The sequence below is a fragment of the Streptomyces sp. NPDC004788 genome (assembly GCF_053601115.1).
On record NZ_JBSGBF010000052.1, the window covers coordinates 25,998 to 42,416 of the forward strand.

The following is a 16,419-nucleotide window of genomic DNA, read 5'->3' on the forward strand; positions in this document are numbered from 1 at the left end:
GTCCTCACGCGAGGGCGCGTACCCCGGCTTTCGTATGTGCTTGGGCAGGTGCTGACGTATGTGGGAGGACTCGACGATGCAGGTGCAGGACACCCCGGAGGAGTGGCGGGTCGTCGCCACCACCACCCCCTTCCAGGGCAACAAGACGAGTGTCCGCACGGACGACGTGGTCATGCCCGACGGTTCGGTCGCCCGCCGCGACTACCAGGTCCACCCCGGTTCGGTCGCGGTCGTCGCCCTCGACGAGCAGGACCGGGTGCTGCTGCTGAAGCAGTACCGGCACCCGGTGCGGCAGAAGCTGTGGGAGATCCCGGCCGGACTGCTCGACGTGCCCGGCGAGAACCCGCTGCACGCGGCGCAGCGCGAGCTGTACGAGGAGGCGCACGTCAAGGCCGAGGACTGGCGGGTGCTCACGGACGTCTACACCACCCCGGGCGGCTGCGACGAGGCCGTACGGATCTTCCTCGCCCGCGATCTGTCCGAGGCGGAGGGCGAGCGCTTCGAGGTCTCCGAGGAGGAGGCCGACATGGAGCTCGCCCGGGTGCCGCTCCCCGACCTCGTGCGCGGGGTGCTCGCCGGCGAGCTGCACAACAACTGCCTGGTCGTCGGCGTGCTGTCGCTGATGGCGGCCCGGACCGGGGACGGCCTGGACGCGCTGCGCCGGGCGGACGCGCCGTGGCCGGCGCGTCCCTTCGAGGCGTAGCCCCCTTCCGGCGCGGGGGAGCGCGGCGGTCCGACAATCCAGTGATCCGATCGGGCGATTTGTCCGCCGCGCTCCGCCGGGTCGGCGGGGCCGCCTGAACTACGCTCAAGAGCGCCCGCGCGGAGCCCCCGCGGGATGGTGGTGCGCAGGTGGACGGAGCGTGGCCCGTGACGGATCAGGCGGTCGGGGGTGCCCCCGGACGAAGTCTGGGGGAGGTCGACCCCGCGCGGTTCTACGGCCGCCAGCGGGAGCTGAAGGCGCTGCGCGCCGACATCGAACGCACCGGGCTCGACACCCTCACCGGCCGCAAGGCCCCGCGCGCCCGGGTGCTGCTCATCGCAGGCAAGCCCGGCTCCGGCCGCACCGCGCTCGCCGAGGAACTCGTCGCCACACTCGCTGACGCCTATCCCGACGGCGTCTTCCGGGCCCGCCTCACCGAACCGGGCGGCGACCCCGTCCCCACCGCCCGCGCCGCCCAGGACCTGCTCGCCGCGCTCGGCGTCGCGCAGCCGCCCGGCGCGGCCGAGGAGGAGCTCGCCGCCCTGGTCCGCGCCGCCTTCGCCGGCCGCCGCGCGCTGCTGCTGCTCGACGACGCCGTCGACGCCGAACAGGTCGACCCGCTGCTCCCCGACAACCCCGACACCCTGGTCGTCGGCGTGGCCCGCGGCCCGCTCACCGGCATCCCCGACGTCCGCCCCTGCACCCTCGGCGGCCTCGACCCCAAGTCGGCCATCGAACTGCTCACCGCCTACACCGGCTCGGTCCGCGTCACCGTCGACCCGCAGGCCGCCGAGAGCCTCGCCGAGGAGTGCGGCGGGATGCCGGCCGCGCTCGTGCTGGCCGGCGGCTGGCTCGCCGCCCGCCCCCAGGCCTCCGTCGCCGACCTCACCAAGCGGCTGCGCGCCCGCACCGGCGACCCGGTCGGCCGTGCCTTCGCCCTGGTCCACGAGTCCCTGCCGCAGCCCGCCGCCCGGATACTGCGACACCTCGGCCTCGCCCCGCTCGGCCGGGTCGACGCCCACACCGCCTCCGCCCTGGCCGGCTGCTCCGTCTCCGCCGCCGCGACCACCCTCGCGGACTTCGCCGCGCTCGGACTCGTACGGGAGACGGCGGCGCGGACCGGACAGGGCGACGGGCAGTCCGACGGACAGTACGAGGTCCCCGCCCACCTCGTCCCGCTGCTGCGCGCCGAGCTGGAGGAGCGCGACCGCCCGGCGGAGGTGCAGCTGGCCCGGGCCCGGATGCTGGAGCGGACCGTGCGGCTCCTCCAGTCCAGCCGCGCGGTCACCGAACCCGAGGGCTCCCCGGCCCGCCGCAGGCTCGCCGGCCTGCCACGCGCCCTGCGCTTCCCGAACGCCGCCACCGCCGCCGCCTGGCTCGACAGCCGCCGCCCGGTGCTGCTCGCCGCCGCCCGGCTCGCGGTCGCCGACGGAGAGTTCGACACCCTGGCCCGCCGGCTGATCGCGGCCCTGGTCCGGGCGCTCACGGCGCACCGGGGCGCCGAGGCCGCCGCCCCCGACCTCTACGGGCTGCACCGGCTCGTCCTGGACGTCGCCGAGCGGCGCGGACTGCACCGCGAGCGGGCCGCGGCCCTGCTCAACCTGGCCGACCTCGATGCCGGAACCGGTCGCACCCAGGACGCTCTGCTGCGATATCGGTCGGCTTTGGACGCGGGAAGGGAAGCAAATGACCCGTACGCGATCGGCCGCGCAATGGAATCCGTAGGTGGCAGCTATCAGGAGCTGGGGGACTGGCAGCGGGCCGGTGACTGGTACGGCCGCGCCCTCGCCCAGCGCCTCGCCCGCGACGAGCGCGCCGACCAGGCCCGGCTCTACGGCCGGCTCGGCGCCGTGCACACCTACGCCGGGCGGTACGGGGAGGCCCTGCGCAACTGGCGCGCGGCCGCCGCGGGGTACCGCCGGCTCGCCGATCTCCCGGGCTACGCACGGGCGTTGAGCGAGGCGGCGCGGGTCCAGGAGTACGCCGGACGCCCCGAGGAGTGCCTGCGGACCTGCGAGGAGGCCGTCGACTGGGCGCGCCGCGCCGGGGACGTACGGCTGCAGGCGGCGCTGCAGCTCAGGCTGGCCGACACCCTGGACCGGCTCGGCGACCCGGCCGCCGCCCGGCTGCACCGGTCCGCGGCCGACAGGCTCCTTGGAAGCGAGGCTTCCGCCTACGAAATCCGCAGTGCTTCTGTCGAAGATTAGTACTTTGAAAGGCTAGACAGCAGGAACTCCTTCATTAGACTGGGTGTGCCGCGTTCGAACGTGGTGTGTCCCGGTGTGCCGCCGTGCATCCGGGTATGTATTCATCACCCCCGTTTCATCCCCCTGATTCAAGGACCGTGATCGACGATGAAGGTCGGCATCCCCCGCGAGGTCAAGAACAACGAGTTCCGCGTGGCCATCACCCCTGCCGGTGTCCACGAGCTCGTCCGCAACGGCCACCAGGTCTTCATCGAGCAGAACGCCGGTGTCGGTTCCTCCATCACGGACGAGGAGTACGTCGCCGCCGGCGCCGAGATCCTCGGCACCGCCGACGAGGTCTGGGCCATCGCGGACCTGCTGCTCAAGGTGAAGGAGCCGATCGCGGAGGAGTACCACCGTCTCCGCAAGGACCAGACGCTCTTCACCTACCTGCACCTCGCCGCCTCCAAGGAGTGCACGGACGCCCTCCTGGCCTCCGGCACCACCGCCATCGCCTACGAGACGGTCGAGACCGCCAACCGCGCGCTCCCGCTGCTCGCCCCGATGTCCGAGGTCGCGGGCCGCCTGGCCCCGCAGGTCGGCGCCTACCACCTGATGCGCTCGGCCGGCGGCCGCGGCGTGCTCCCCGGTGGCGTCCCCGGCACCCACGCCGGCGAGTGCGTCGTCATCGGCGGCGGCGTCTCCGGCTGGAACGCCGTGCAGATCGCCATCGGTCTGGGCTTCCACGTGACCCTGCTGGACCGCGACATCAACAAGCTCCGCGAGGCCGACAAGATCTTCGGCACGAAGGTCAAGACGATCGTCTCCAACGCCTTCGAGCTGGAGAAGGCCGTCGTCGAGGCCGACCTCGTCGTCGGTGCCGTCCTCATCCCGGGTGCCAAGGCCCCGAAGCTGGTCACCAACGAGCTCGTCGCCAAGATGAAGCCCGGAAGTGTCCTTGTCGACATTGCCATCGACCAGGGCGGCTGCTTCGAGGACTCCCACCCGACCACCCACGCCGAGCCGACCTTCCAGGTCCACAACTCGGTCTTCTACTGCGTCGCCAACATGCCGGGCGCGGTTCCGAACACCTCCACCTACGCCCTCACCAACGCCACGCTGCCCTACATCGTGTCGCTGGCGAACAACGGCTGGGTCGAGGCGCTGCGCCGCGACGCCGCGCTCGCCAAGGGTCTCAACACCCATGACGGCAAGGTCGTTTACAAGGAGGTCGCCGAGGCGCACGGCTACGAGCACCTCGAGCTGAACAGCCTCCTGGGCTGACTCCTTTAGACGGGCTGTCAACTCGCGCCGTCAACCACACACACCGGGCCGGACCTTGATGAGCAAGGTCCGGCCCGCTGTGTGTCCGGCCACGTTCCGACGCCTGGTCAACTCGCCTCGAACGTAACTCTTTAACCGTTTCGCGCACCCCTGAAACGTGCGGTTCCATGCCTGCGCACCCTTGACAGCGAGGTGTTCGGTTGCCGACACATCGGGCCGGGTCCGGCGGATTGTGTTGCTGCGGAGCGGTGACACGCCATAGAGTCGCCAACCGTCGGCATGGTGCCACGCTGACCTATCGATAAATGTTCCTGACCACTTCCAAGGAGGTAAGACGACTTGTGAATGAGTCGACATTTACTCCCGGGAGTGGCGAGCCAGGAGCCCCGATCGGCTCCGTCGCGGTGCGGACCTTCGCGACGCACCAGCCCATGACGCCAGCCCATACGATGAAGATGACGGACGGCCTACACGTGAACGCCACGGCCGGCAACGAGATGGGCCGAGAGTCCACCCACTTCGCCGCCTATGACGAGGTGCCCGAGGGGCACTTCTACGACCCCGACGCCGAGTACGAGCCCGACCCGGAGTACGCGGCCACCCTCGCACCCGACGCTGCCCGCCAGCGCCGCGAGCGGATCGGCCCGACCGGACGGCCCCTGCCGTACTTCCCGATCCCGGGCCCGCTGACCGACCACGGCCCCGCGAAGATCATCGCGATGTGCAACCAGAAGGGCGGCGTCGGCAAGACCACGTCGACCATCAACCTGGGCGCCGCGCTCGCCGAGTACGGACGGCGGGTGCTGCTCGTCGACTTCGACCCGCAGGGCGCCCTGTCGGTCGGCCTCGGCGTGAACCCGATGGAGCTCGACCTCACCGTCTACAACCTGCTCATGGAGCGGGGCATGTCGGCGGACGAGGTGCTGCTCAAGACCGCCGTGCCCAACATGGACCTGCTGCCGAGCAACATCGACCTCTCGGCGGCCGAGGTCCAGCTGGTCTCCGAGGTCGCGCGCGAGTCGACGCTGCAGCGCGCCCTGAAGCCGCTGATGAACGACTACGACTACATCGTGATCGACTGTCAGCCCTCGCTCGGCCTGCTGACCGTGAACGCCCTGACGGCCGCTCACAAGGTCATCGTGCCGCTGGAATGCGAGTTCTTCGCGCTGCGCGGTGTGGCCCTGCTGACCGAGACGATCGAGAAGGTCCAGGAGCGGCTCAACCCCGACCTGGAGCTCGACGGCATCCTCGCCACGATGTACGACTCGCGCACGGTGCACAGCCGCGAGGTCCTGGCCCGTGTGGTCGAGGCCTTCGACGACCACGTGTACCACACCGTCATCGGCCGTACGGTCCGCTTCCCCGAGACCACGGTCGCGGGCGAGCCCATCACCACGTACGCCTCGAACAGCGTGGGCGCCGCCGCCTACCGTCAGCTCGCCAGGGAGGTGCTCGCCCGGTGTCACGCCGAGTGAGTCTGCCCGGCGCCGACGAACTGTTCCGTACGACCGGGGGGATGGCGCTGCAGTCCTCCTCGCCGCGCCGCACCGTGCCGCCACCGGCGGGCGAGAGCGACTCGGCGGCGGGCGCGGCGACGGGTGCGGGGGCCGAGGGCTCCGGTTCCGGACCGGCCGAGCACGCTCCCGCGGACTCCGAGGCGGCGGAGCCGCGCGCCCGGGACTCGCGGGACTCCCGGGAGGCCGACGCGACCGCGCCGGCCCAGGCCCGGCGCCGCGGCCGCACCGCGGCCAACCGGCGGCCGAGCGGGCGCGAGCGCCACGACGAGAAGATCACGGTCTACGTCTCCGCCGAGGAGCTGATGGACCTGGAGCACGCCCGCCTGGTGCTCCGCGGCGAGCACGGCCTCGCCGTCGACCGCGGCCGCATCGTCCGCGAGGCGGTCGCCGTCGTCCTGGCCGACCTGGAGTCCCGCGGCGACGCGAGCATCCTCGTCCGCCGCCTCCGCGGCCGCTGACGCTACGCTGCGCGCAGCCGCACCCCGCCCCGCTCCACCAGGACCCACCCGTGCCCCCACCCTCTGACGAAACGTCCCGCCCACCGCGCCGCAGGGCGCTGGGGCGCGGGCCCGGGGCGGCGCGAGGGCCACTGGCGGCAGTCGAGGGCGCAGCGACGGAGCCCGAGGGCGCGGACGGCCCGCAGGCCGGACCCGAGCCGGTGGCTGAGCCCGAGCCGGAGTCCGCGGCCGGGTCCCAGGCCGGACCCGAGCCGGAGGCCGGGAGCGCTCCGGAGTCCGGGGACGGGGCCCAGGCCGGGCCGCCGGCCAGGCACCCGGCCCACGACGGCGCACGCCCCGTCGCGCCCACCGGCACCGCCGCCGACGCCGACGGGCGGTTCACCGTGCGACTGGCGAACTTCGAGGGGCCGTTCGATCTGCTCCTCCAGTTGATCGCCAAGCACAAGATGGACGTCACCGAGGTCGCGCTGTCGAAGGTGACGGACGAGTTCATGGCGCACATCAGGGCCATGGGACCGGACTGGGACCTGGACCAGACGACCGAGTTCCTGGTGGTGGCGGCGACGCTGCTCGATCTGAAGGCCGCGCGGCTGCTGCCGGCCGCCGAGGTCGAGGACGAGGCGGATCTGGCGCTGCTCGAGGCGCGGGACCTGTTGTTCGCGCGGTTGTTGCAGTACCGCGCGTACAAGCAGGTCGCGGAGATCCTCGCCGAGCGCTGGGAGGCGGAGGGGCGGCGCCATCCGCGCACGGTCGGCCTCGAACCGCACCACGCCGAGCTGCTCCCCGAGGTCGTGATCTCCATCGGGGCCGAGGGCTTCGCGAAGCTCGCGGTCAAGGCGATGCAGCCCAAGGCCAAGCCGCAGGTGTACGTCGACCACATCCACGCCCCGCTGGTGAGCGTCCGCGAGCAGGCGGGCATGGTCGTCGCGCTGCTGCGCGAGCACGGCACGCTCGGCTTCCGGGAGCTGGTGGCGGGCGTGGACGACACCCTCACGGTCGTGGCGCGGTTCCTGGCGCTCCTGGAGCTCTACCGGGAGAAGGCCGTCGCCCTCGACCAGGAGACCGCCCTCGGGGACCTCACCGTCTCCTGGACCGGCGGGAACGGGACGGACGCGGCGAGCGCCGTCACCGACGAATTCGACCAGGAGGCAGCTTCATGAGCGACCTCGACCTCAAGCCCGCCCTCGAAGCCGTCCTCATGGTCGTCGACGAGCCCGCCACCGAGGCCCACCTCGCCAAGGTCCTGGACCGCACCCCGCGCGAGGTCGGCGACGCCCTGCGCGAGCTCGCCGACGAGTACACCGCCCAGGGCCGCGGCTTCGAGCTGCGGCTCGTGGCCGGCGGCTGGCGGTTCTACACCCGCGCCGCCTACGCGCCCGCCGTCGAGGCCTTCGTCCTGGACGGGCAGCAGGCCCGGCTCACCCAGGCGGCCCTGGAGACCCTCGCGGTCGTCGCCTACCGCCAGCCGGTCAGCCGCTCCCGCGTCTCCGCGGTGCGCGGGGTGAACTGCGACGGGGTCATGCGCACCCTCCTCCAGCGCGGTCTGGTCGAGGAGGCGGGCGCGGAACCCGAAACAGGTGCGATCCTGTACAGGACGACGAACTACTTCCTGGAGCGGATGGGCCTGCGCGGCCTGGACGAGCTTCCGGAGCTCGCACCCTTCCTCCCCGAGGCGGAGGCGGTTGAGCCGGACAGTCTGGAGGGTGTTCCGTCGTTCGATCCGGATGCAGACGATCCGGACGCAGCCGAAGACGACAAGACGACGGAAGTTTGATGCGAAGCAGCAGCGGCAGGAACAGCGGAAACAACGGCGGGAGCCGTGGTGCCAAGAGCGGCGGCCGCGGCAACTACCGGGGCGCGGGGAACAACCGCGACGAGCGGGGCGGCCAGGGCCGTCAGGGCGGCGGCCAGGGCGGCCAGGGCGGCCAGGGCCGTTCGGGTGGCCAGGGCGGTCAGAGCGCCGGCCGCACGCGTCGCCCCCGCCCCGAGGAGCGCAGCTACGACGTCGAGGGCATGGCGGGCCGCCCCTCCGACGGCGGTCAGGGCGGCGGCCCGAAGCGCGGTCGCGGCGACGCGGCCCGCGGCGGCGCCAAGGGCGGACCCAAGCAGTCCCCGAAGCGCGGCGGCGGCCGCACGGCTCCGGCGCGCTCGCGCGAGTACGAGGCCCGCGCGGAGGAGCGCAACCGCGAGCGGTACGCGAACGTGCCCCAGATCAAGACCCCCAAGACCTTCCCGGGCGCCGAGCAGGAGGGCGAGCGCCTGCAGAAGGTCCTGGCCCGCGCCGGCTACGGCTCCCGCCGCGCCTGCGAGGAGCTGATCGAGCAGGCCCGCGTCGAGGTCAACGGCGAGATCGTCCTTGAGCAGGGCCTGCGCGTCGCCGAGAAGGACGAGATCCGCGTCGACGGCCTGACCGTCGCGACGCAGTCGTACCAGTTCTTCGCGCTGAACAAGCCGGAGGGCGTCGTCTCCACCATGGAGGACCCCGACGGCCGCCAGTGCCTCGGCGACTACGTCACCAACCGCGAGACGCGGCTCTTCCACGTCGGCCGGCTCGACACCGAGACCGAGGGCATCATCCTGCTCACCAACCACGGCGAGCTGGCCCACCGTCTCACCCACCCCAAGTACGGCGTGAAGAAGACCTACCTGGCCGCCATCACCGGCCCGCTGCCCCGCGAGGTCGGCAAGCGGCTGAAGGACGGCATCCAGCTGGAGGACGGCTACGCGCGCGCCGACCACTTCCGGGTCGTCGAGCAGACCGGCAAGAACTACCTGGTCGAGGTCGTTCTCCACGAGGGCCGCAAGCACATCGTGCGCCGGATGCTCGCCGAGGCGGGCTTCCCGGTCGAGAAGCTGGTCCGTACGGCCTTCGGCCCGATCACCCTGGGCGACCAGAAGTCGGGCTGGCTGCGCCGGCTCAGCAACACCGAGGTCGGCATGCTGATGAAGGAGGTCGGCCTCTAGGCCGCACCCGCACCCCTCCCGAGAGGCCCGTGACCGCCCGCCCGGCGGTCACGGGCCTCTCTCGCGTTCTCGTCTCCGTCTTCCGGCTTCCGGCACCCGGTTTCGCACTTGTGGTCGAGCCCTCCCGCTTTTATAGTCAGATTGACTCTTAAGGCTTGAGGGGGTGGGGCATGAGCAGGATCCGTTACGGGCACGGGCTCGTCGTCGGCGCGTTCAACCCGCCGCACGCGGGCCACCACCGGCTCGTCCGCACCGCCGCCCAGCACTGCGACCGCGTCACCGTCCTCGTCCGCGGCTCCGCCGCCGACTCCGCGCCGCTCGACGACCGCGTCGCCTGGATGCGGGAGCTGCACCCGGAGGCCCTGGTCATCGGTGCGGAGCAGCTGGAAGTCCGCGAGCCGGTCGACGCGGTCTTCACCCCGGAGCCCGAAGCCGACGACGCCGTCCGCACGGACCCCGCCGCCCACTGGGCGGAGTTGGAGGCCCCGGTGCGGGCCGCGCTCACCCGGCGGGTCGTCGTCCTCGGCGCCGAGTCCACCGGCGCCACCACGCTGGTCCGGGCGCTCACCGACCACTACCGGCGGCGCGGCGGCCCCTGGGCCCGGACCCGTCACGTACCGGACGCACTGCCGGAAGGTCCGCCGTACCACCGGCTGCGCTCCGAGGACTTCCCCGTCCTCGCGCAGCGCCAGGCCGACCGCGAGGACGAGGCGGCCCGGGACGGCTCGCCCGTGCTCTTCTGCGACGGCGACGCCTTCGCGCTCAGCATCCGGCACGAGCGCCACCTCGGTACCGCGAGCCCGGCCACCGGCGAGATAGCCGCCCGCGGCCGGCACCACCTGTGGCTGCTGACCGACCACCGGGGCACGCCGTCGCCGGTGCCCGGCGCCGAGGGCCTGCGGGTGTGGATGACGGCCCGCCTCCTCACCCGGCTCGCCCGCACCGGCCGCCGGACCGTCGTCCTCACCGGCCCGCCCGAGGAGCGCCTCGCGACGGCCGTGGCCGCCGTCGACGCGCTGCTCGCGGAGGGCTGGCACTTCACCGCCCCGCACGATCTGTGAGCCCTGTGAGCCCTGTGAGCACCGACACGTACGACAAGCACGCCTTCGAACCGTTCGCCGTCACCGCCGACCTCGCCGTCTTCACCGTCCGCGACGGCCGCCTGCACGTCCTGCTCGTCGAACGCGGCCAGGAGCCCTACGCCGGCGCCTGGGCCCTGCCCGGCGGCTTCGTGCTGCCCGAGGAGTCCGCCGAACGGGCCGCGCGCCGCGAACTCGCCGAGGAGACCGGCCTGTCCGGCACCACCGCCGCCCGGCTCCACCTCGAACAGCTCCGCACCTACAGCGAGCCGGACCGCGACCCCCGGATGCGGGTCGTCTCCGTCGCGTTCACCGCGCTCGTCCCCGACCTCCCCGAGCCGCGCGGCGGCGGGGACGCGGCACAGGCGCGCTGGCTGCCGTACGAGGACGCCGGCGACCTCGCCTTCGACCACGACCGGATCCTCGCCGACGCCCGCGAACGGGTCGGCGCCAAGCTCGAGTACACGTGTCTCGCCACAGCCTTCTGCCCGTCCGAGTTCACCCTCGGCGAGCTGCGGCAGGTGTACGAGACGGTCTGGGGCGTCGCACTCGACCGCCCCAACTTCCGGCGCAAGGTCCTCGCCACCCCCGGCTTCGTCCGGCCGGTCGAGGCACCGCCGCGCCGCACCGGCGGACGGGGGAAACCGGCCGCTCTCTACCGGGCGGGGGAGGCCACGGCACTCCACCCGCCGCTGCTGCGACCGGAAGGACGGACGGAATGACCAACGGAACGACGGACGGAACGGCAGGCGGAACGGCAGGCGGAACGGCTGGCGGCACGGCAGGCGGGATGCCCATGGCCCAGCGGACGAAGCAGGCAGCGACGGGGGCGCTGTTCGGACTGGCGCTCGGTGACGCGCTCGGCTTTCCGACGGAGTTCAACGACGTGCCGCAGATCCTCGCGAAGTGCGGCCCGTGGCGGTCGATGGAGCTGCCGGTGCGCAGGGGCACCGCGTACGTCACCGACGACACCCAGATGACCCTCGCCTTCGCCCGGGGTATCCGCACCGCCATGGACCGGGGCGTGCTGGCCCCGCTGCGGCTGGTCCGGCCGCTGCGGGAGGAGTACGTCGACTGGTACCACTCCCCGGAGAACAACCGCGCGCCCGGCCGCACCTGCATGGTCGCCTGCCGGCTCCTGGACACCGACCGGGCCTGGCAGGACGCCAGCCAGATCCACTCCAAGGGCTGCGGCGCCAACATGCGGGTCGCGCCCATCGGCCTCGTGCCCGGCCTGAGCGACGAGCAGCGCGCCGGCGCCGCCCAGCTCCAGTCCGCCCTCACGCACGGCCACCCCACCGCGCTCGCCGCCTCCGACCTGACGGCCCGCGCCGTGTACCTGCTCGCCCAGGGCGTGGACCCGGCCGGGCTGGTCGGCCGGCTCCGCTCGTACGCGTACGAGAACCGCGACCGCTACCACGAGCACTGGCTCGGCGACCTGTGGACCCGCTCCCAGGACCCCGACGCGCTCCACTTCGTCCGGCGCGGCTGGGACGAGTGCCTGGCCGTCCTGGAGCGCCTGGACGCCGTCCAGCGCACCGCCGACCCCGAGCTCGACCCCTGCGGGTACACCGGCGACGGCTGGATCGCCGAGGAGGCCCTCGCCACCGCCCTGCTGTGCTTCCTCCTCTTCCCCGACGAGCCCCTGACCGCCCTCCGCCGCGCCGCCTGCACCCGCGGCGACTCCGACTCGATCGCCGCGCTCACCGGCGCCTTCGCGGGCGCCCACCTGGGCGCCGACGCGTGGCCGGCGGAGTGGGTGGACCGCGTCGAGTACCACGGCGAACTGCTCACCTTCGGCGCGCTCTGGGACGCGTGAACGCGGCTGCACGCGCTGCTCGACGCGGCGCGGGCCGCGTCGGCGCTACGGGGCGAGGCCGACGGGCGGGAGGCGCTCGGGGAGTTCGTCGTCCGGATCCGGCTCCAGGCGGCCGGGCTCGGGACGGCCGGGCTCGGGACGGCCGGACTCCAGGCGGTCGGCCCCGGGGTGCCCGGGCTCCAGGACGCGGAGGGCTGAGGCGCGGCGGGCGCGGGTCAGGAAGTCCTCGATCCGGGCGTGGTCCGGGGTCTCGGGGAGGGGGCTGGTGGCGTGCGCCTGGTCGGCCTCGTCCTGCAGGCGGTTCATCCAGGACTCGACCTCCGGCCAGGGCACCTCGCCCCGCTTGACCGCGAGCAGCCGCTCGCGGTCCTCGCCGACGTCGATGCGCAGCTCGCCGCTGCGCAGCAGGTCACGGCAGCTGGTGAGCAGGCGCAGCAGATGCATGGCGTGCTTCCAGCGGGGGGCGCCGTACTGGCGCACGTCGGCGTCGAGCTTGCGGCGCTGGCCGCCCGCGTACCGCACGAAGGTGGCGTGCGCCCGGCGGGACAGGAACGCGCCGCGCAGCGAGAGGAGTTCGCGGCCGAGCGCGTCGGCGTGCTCGACGACGGGGGAGTGCAGGCACTCCAGGACGTTGGGGTTGTTGCGCAGGGCCAGCTCGCAGAAGCGTTCCAGCTCCCAGCTGAACTGCTCTTCGGCCGGGCCCTCCACATGCGCCGGCGGCTTGTCGAAGCGCCAGAACAGCGGGGTCGGGGCGAGATACACACCCCTGCGGTCGGTGTCGCTGTCCTCGGTGGCCAGACCGAACGCGCGCGACCCCATGACACACGAGTAGATCGTGTGGTCGCGCACCAGTTCCTCGGGAGTCATGCGCGCCAGGCTAGGGCAGGGCGACTGGGCGCGGAAGATCAATTCCGCTCGGGTGTGGGCCCGGCGTGCGGTCCACCCCCGGGCGCCCGGCCCGGCGGCCCCTGAGGGGCGTCCGGACCACGCGAGCCGTCCTCCCGCCTACGCCCAGGGCGTCAGCTCCCTCGCCCGGCCGTCCGCGTCCCGCCGTACCCGCAGGACCGCCGTGACCGCGGCCCGCTCGATCGGCCCGTACACGTGCGGGAAGAGCGTGTCCCGCGACCCCTCCCAGCGGACCTCGCCGGCCAGCCGCGACTCGTCGATCACCAGGACGAGCAGCGTCCCCGGAGCGTCCCGGTAGTGCCCGTCCGCGATGGCGAGGGCGGCGGGCTCGTCCGGCGAGCAGTGGACGAAGCCCTCGGCGGCGAGGGAGGGCGGGGCGTAGGGGCGGTCGGGATCGGCGGACCATTCGTCCAGCGGTACGACGTGCAGCAACATGCCGACAGTTCTACCTCCCCGCCGCCGCGGCGGGGTGCGGGTGGGCGACCGGGTGGGCGAACCCGTCTCGCGTGGCGGGCGCCGCGCCACGCTCTCCGGGCGGCTGGTTAGGCTGGCCGAAGCACCCACGCAGGCCAGAAGGAGTACGAGGTGGCGGTACGAGCCGTCCGGGGCGCCGTCCAGTTGGAGCGGGACGACGCCGGACACATGCACGAGCAGGTGCGGGAGCTGCTCACCGCCGTGCTCGAACGCAACGGGCTGACCGCCGACGACCTGATCAGCATCTGGTTCACGGCCACGCCCGACCTCCACAGCGACTTCCCCGCCGCGGCCGCCCGCGGCCTCGGGATCGTGGACGTCCCGCTGATCTGCGCCCAGGAACTCGACATCGAGGGTGCGATGCCGAGGGTCGTACGGCTCCTCGCGCACGTCGAGTCGGAACTGCCCAAGTCCCGGATCGCGCACGTCTACCTCGGTGCCGCGGCCGCCCTGCGCAAGGACATCGCCCAGTGAGAACCGCGCTCGTCATCGGAACCGGCCTGATCGGCACCTCGGCGGCGCTCGCGCTCGCCGGGCGCGGCGTCACCGTCCACCTCCGCGACCACGACCCGGCCCGGGCCCGCACGGCCGCCGCGCTCGGCGCGGGCACGGACGAGGCGCCCGCGGGACCGGTGGACCTCGTCCTGGTCGCCGTGCCGCCCGCGCACGTCGCCGGCACCCTCGCCGACGCCATCCGCGCCGGACTCGGCCGCGGCTACCTCGACGTCGCCAGCGTCAAGGCGGGCCCCAAGCGGGAGCTGGAGGAGCTCGGCCTCGACCTCACCGCGTACATCGGCAGCCACCCGATGTCCGGCAAGGAGCGCTCCGGTCCGCTCGCCGCCACCGCCGACCTCTTCGAGGGGCGCCCGTGGGTGCTCACGCCCACCCGCGACACCGACACCGAGGTCCTCAACCTCGCGCTGGAGCTGGTCGCGCTCTGCCGGGCCGTCCCCGTCGTCATGGACGCCGACGCCCACGACCGGGCCGTCGCGCTCGTCTCGCACACCCCGCAGCTCGTCTCGTCGATGGTCGCCGCCCGCCTGGAGGAGGCCGACGAGTCGGCCGTACGCCTCTGCGGCCAGGGCATCCGAGACGTCACCCGCATCGCCGCGTCCGACCCGCGCATGTGGGTCGAGATCCTCTCCGCCAACCCCGGGCCGGTCGCCGACGTCCTCGCGGGCGTCGCCGCCGACCTCGACGAGACGGTACGGGCCCTGCGCGCGCTCCAGTCCGGCGACGACGCCAAGCGCCGCGCCGGCGCGTCCGGCGTCGAGGACGTCCTGCGCCGCGGCAACGCCGGCCGCGCCCGCGTCCCCGGCAAGCACGGCGCCGCCCCCACCACGTACGAGACCGTCGCCGTCCTCATCAGCGACCAGCCGGGCGAGCTCGCCCGCATCTTCGCCGACGCGGGCCGCGCGGGCGTCAACATCGAGGACGTCCGCATCGACCACGCCACGGGCCAGCAGGCGGGCCTCGTCCAGCTCATGGTGGACCCCTCGGCGGCGCCGGTCCTGAGCGAGTCGCTGAGGGAACGGGGCTGGGCGCTGCGGACGGGCTGAGCGGGGCAGCCGCCCCCGTCGGGCGGCTCCGCGGGCCCGCTGGGCCGAACGGGTGCGGCGGACTCGGTAACCTTGTGGGGGTCCCCGCATGTCCGCCGGGGCCTCTCGCTCATCCAGGAAGGCGTTCCCCACCGTGGAAACCGTGATCGTCGCCATCGACGGCCCCTCCGGCACGGGCAAGTCGAGCACCTCGAAGGCGGTTGCCGCCAAGCTGGGGCTGAGCTACCTCGACACCGGCGCCCAGTACCGGGCCATCACCTGGTGGATGATCAGCAACGGCGTCGACGTGCACGACGCCGACGCCGTCGCCAACGCCGCCGCCAAGCCCGTCATCGTCTCCGGCACCGACCCGGCCCGGCCGACCATCACCGTCGACGGCGTCGACGCGTCCGGCCCGATCCGCACCGAGGAGGTCACCTCCAAGGTCAGCGCGGTCAGCGCCGTCCCCGAGGTGCGCAGCCTGATCACGGAGCTCCAGCGGTCCATCGCCAGGGGCGCCGAGCTCGGCATCGTCGTCGAGGGCCGGGACATCGGCACCACCGTCCTGCCGGACGCCGACCTGAAGATCTTCCTGACCGCCTCCCCGGAGGCCCGCGCCGCCCGCCGCTCCGGCGAGCTCAAGGGCGCCGACGTTCACGCCACCCAGCAGGCCCTGATCAAGCGGGACGCCGCCGACTCGTCCCGCAAGACCTCCCCGCTCGCCAAGGCCGACGACGCCGTCGAGGTCGACACCACCGAGCTCACCCTCGACCAGGTCATCGAGTGCGTCGTCACCCTGGTGGAGGAGAAGCGGACGGCCGCGAAGTGACCCAGCCCTCCGAGAAGGGCGCCGCCGTCGGCCGTCGCATCGGCATCGGCCTGATGTACGGCTTCTGGAAGCCGCGCGTCCTCGGCGCCTGGCGGGTGCCGGCCTCCGGCCCCGTCATCTTCGCCGTCAACCACGCGCACAACATCGACGGCCCCATGCTCATGGGCACCGCCCCGCGGCCCGTCCACTTCCTCATCAAGAAGGAAGCGTTCGTCGGGCCGCTCGGCAGGTTCCTGGACGGCATCGGCCAGCTCAAGGTCGACCGTGACAGCACCGACCGCACCGCGATAGCCCGGGCCCTCGCGGTCCTGGAGCACGGCGGCGTCCTCGGCATCTTCCCCGAGGGCACCCGCGGCGAGGGCGACTTCGCCTCGCTCCGCGCCGGGCTCGCGTACTTCGCGGTCCGCAGCGGCGCGCCGATCGTCCCGGTCGCCGTACTGGGAAGCACGGACACGCCCGGACGGTTGATCAAGGGGCTGCCCCGGCTGCGCAGCCGCGTCGACATCGTCTTCGGCGACGCCTTCGAGGCCGGCGACGGCTCCGGCCGCCGCACCCGCAAGGCGCTGGACGAGGCGACCGTCCGCATCCAGGAGCGGCTCACCGACCACCTGAAAAACGCCAGGCGTCTCACCGGGCGCTGAGCGACACTCTCAGTAGTGGGC

Annotated in this window: 17 protein-coding genes; 15 read left to right on the forward strand and 2 right to left on the reverse strand. The window is 73.3% G+C overall.

What is annotated here, in order from left to right; translation table 11 throughout:
- Nucleotides 1-76: 76 nt before the first annotated feature.
- The 11 genes from ACWEJX_RS22450 (at nt 77) to ACWEJX_RS22500 (ending at nt 12,010) form a co-directional block, all read left to right on the forward strand.
- Nucleotides 77-703, forward strand: coding sequence for an NUDIX domain-containing protein (locus ACWEJX_RS22450; RefSeq protein ID WP_451609186.1), 627 nt, complete (start codon nt 77-79; stop codon nt 701-703).
- Nucleotides 704-870: 167 nt separating this feature from the next.
- The gene (locus tag ACWEJX_RS22455) at nt 871-2,910 is read left to right on the forward strand and encodes a tetratricopeptide repeat protein (RefSeq protein WP_451609187.1); all 2,040 of its coding nucleotides are present in this window, start codon (nt 871-873) and stop codon (nt 2,908-2,910) included.
- Between the two features lie 147 nt (nt 2,911-3,057).
- Entirely contained in the window at nt 3,058-4,173 is a 1,116-nt protein-coding gene (gene ald, locus ACWEJX_RS22460) for an alanine dehydrogenase (RefSeq protein ID WP_451609188.1), read from the forward strand.
- A gap of 449 nt (nt 4,174-4,622) precedes the next feature.
- Nucleotides 4,623-5,648, forward strand: coding sequence for a ParA family protein (locus ACWEJX_RS22465; protein ID WP_365346797.1), 1,026 nt, complete (start codon nt 4,623-4,625; stop codon nt 5,646-5,648).
- Complete coding sequence (locus tag ACWEJX_RS22470; protein ID WP_451609215.1) at nt 5,645-6,148, forward strand: hypothetical protein; 504 nt, start codon at nt 5,645-5,647, stop codon at nt 6,146-6,148. The genes ACWEJX_RS22465 and ACWEJX_RS22470 overlap by 4 nt, the downstream gene beginning before the upstream one ends.
- A gap of 50 nt (nt 6,149-6,198) precedes the next feature.
- Complete coding sequence (locus ACWEJX_RS22475; protein ID WP_451609189.1) at nt 6,199-7,308, forward strand: segregation/condensation protein A; 1,110 nt, start codon at nt 6,199-6,201, stop codon at nt 7,306-7,308.
- A complete protein-coding gene (scpB, locus tag ACWEJX_RS22480) occupies nt 7,305-7,922 on the forward strand; it encodes an SMC-Scp complex subunit ScpB (protein ID WP_451609190.1) in 618 nt (205 codons plus the stop codon). The genes ACWEJX_RS22475 and scpB overlap by 4 nt, the downstream gene beginning before the upstream one ends.
- Nucleotides 7,922-9,112 carry a pseudouridine synthase gene (locus ACWEJX_RS22485; protein WP_451609191.1) on the forward strand — a complete coding sequence of 397 codons (1,191 nt, stop codon included), beginning with the start codon at nt 7,922-7,924 and terminating at the stop codon, nt 9,110-9,112. Before scpB ends, ACWEJX_RS22485 begins: the two co-directional genes overlap by 1 nt.
- Nucleotides 9,113-9,282: 170 nt before the next feature.
- Entirely contained in the window at nt 9,283-10,173 is an 891-nt protein-coding gene (locus ACWEJX_RS22490) for an AAA family ATPase (protein ID WP_451609192.1), read from the forward strand.
- A 14-nt stretch (nt 10,174-10,187) separates the two neighbouring features.
- Complete coding sequence (locus tag ACWEJX_RS22495) at nt 10,188-10,913, forward strand: NUDIX hydrolase (protein ID WP_451609193.1); 726 nt, start codon at nt 10,188-10,190, stop codon at nt 10,911-10,913.
- Nucleotides 10,914-10,987: 74 nt separating this feature from the next.
- Nucleotides 10,988-12,010, forward strand: coding sequence for an ADP-ribosylglycohydrolase family protein (locus tag ACWEJX_RS22500; RefSeq protein WP_451609194.1), 1,023 nt, complete (start codon nt 10,988-10,990; stop codon nt 12,008-12,010).
- Between the two features lie 45 nt (nt 12,011-12,055).
- On the opposite strand, the gene ACWEJX_RS22505 is transcribed toward ACWEJX_RS22500, so the two are convergent.
- Nucleotides 12,056-12,877, reverse strand: a complete 822-nt coding sequence (locus ACWEJX_RS22505; RefSeq protein ID WP_451609195.1) for a nucleotidyltransferase domain-containing protein — start codon at nt 12,875-12,877, stop codon at nt 12,056-12,058.
- Nucleotides 12,878-13,015: 138 nt separating this feature from the next.
- The gene (locus ACWEJX_RS22510; protein WP_451609196.1) at nt 13,016-13,351 is read right to left on the reverse strand and encodes a DUF952 domain-containing protein; all 336 of its coding nucleotides are present in this window, start codon (nt 13,349-13,351) and stop codon (nt 13,016-13,018) included.
- Between the two features lie 150 nt (nt 13,352-13,501).
- On the opposite strand from ACWEJX_RS22510, the gene aroH reads away from it, so the two are divergent.
- The 4 genes from aroH (at nt 13,502) to ACWEJX_RS22530 (ending at nt 16,398) form a co-directional block, all read left to right on the forward strand.
- Nucleotides 13,502-13,864: a chorismate mutase gene (aroH, locus tag ACWEJX_RS22515; RefSeq protein ID WP_403797413.1), complete on the forward strand. Its 363-nt coding sequence runs from the start codon at nt 13,502-13,504 to the stop codon at nt 13,862-13,864.
- Nucleotides 13,861-14,949 (forward strand): prephenate dehydrogenase, encoded by a 1,089-nt coding sequence (locus ACWEJX_RS22520; protein ID WP_451609197.1) that lies wholly within the window; start codon nt 13,861-13,863, stop codon nt 14,947-14,949. The genes aroH and ACWEJX_RS22520 overlap by 4 nt, the downstream gene beginning before the upstream one ends.
- A gap of 88 nt (nt 14,950-15,037) precedes the next feature.
- Nucleotides 15,038-15,757 carry a (d)CMP kinase gene (cmk, locus tag ACWEJX_RS22525; protein ID WP_451609198.1) on the forward strand — a complete coding sequence of 240 codons (720 nt, stop codon included), beginning with the start codon at nt 15,038-15,040 and terminating at the stop codon, nt 15,755-15,757.
- A gap of 53 nt (nt 15,758-15,810) precedes the next feature.
- A complete protein-coding gene (locus ACWEJX_RS22530; RefSeq protein WP_451609216.1) occupies nt 15,811-16,398 on the forward strand; it encodes a lysophospholipid acyltransferase family protein in 588 nt (195 codons plus the stop codon).
- Nucleotides 16,399-16,419: the final 21 nt, after the last annotated feature.

Coding starts and splice junctions, on each gene's coding strand:
- cmk (WP_451609198.1), top strand. CDS start 15,038: ATGTCCGCCGGGGCCTCTCGCTCATCCAGGAAGGCGTTCCCCACCGTG.
- ACWEJX_RS22500 (WP_451609194.1), top strand. CDS start 10,988: ATGGCCCAGCGGACGAAGCAGGCAGCGACGGGGGCGCTGTTCGGACTG.
- scpB (WP_451609190.1), top strand. CDS start 7,305: ATGAGCGACCTCGACCTCAAGCCCGCCCTCGAAGCCGTCCTCATGGTC.
- ACWEJX_RS22450 (WP_451609186.1), top strand. CDS start 77: ATGCAGGTGCAGGACACCCCGGAGGAGTGGCGGGTCGTCGCCACCACC.
- ald (WP_451609188.1), top strand. CDS start 3,058: ATGAAGGTCGGCATCCCCCGCGAGGTCAAGAACAACGAGTTCCGCGTG.
- ACWEJX_RS22465 (WP_365346797.1), top strand. CDS start 4,623: ATGAAGATGACGGACGGCCTACACGTGAACGCCACGGCCGGCAACGAG.
- ACWEJX_RS22490 (WP_451609192.1), top strand. CDS start 9,283: ATGAGCAGGATCCGTTACGGGCACGGGCTCGTCGTCGGCGCGTTCAAC.
- ACWEJX_RS22505 (WP_451609195.1), bottom strand. CDS start 12,877: ATGACTCCCGAGGAACTGGTGCGCGACCACACGATCTACTCGTGTGTC.
- ACWEJX_RS22530 (WP_451609216.1), top strand. CDS start 15,811: ATGTACGGCTTCTGGAAGCCGCGCGTCCTCGGCGCCTGGCGGGTGCCG.
- ACWEJX_RS22485 (WP_451609191.1), top strand. CDS start 7,922: ATGCGAAGCAGCAGCGGCAGGAACAGCGGAAACAACGGCGGGAGCCGT.
- ACWEJX_RS22510 (WP_451609196.1), bottom strand. CDS start 13,351: ATGTTGCTGCACGTCGTACCGCTGGACGAATGGTCCGCCGATCCCGAC.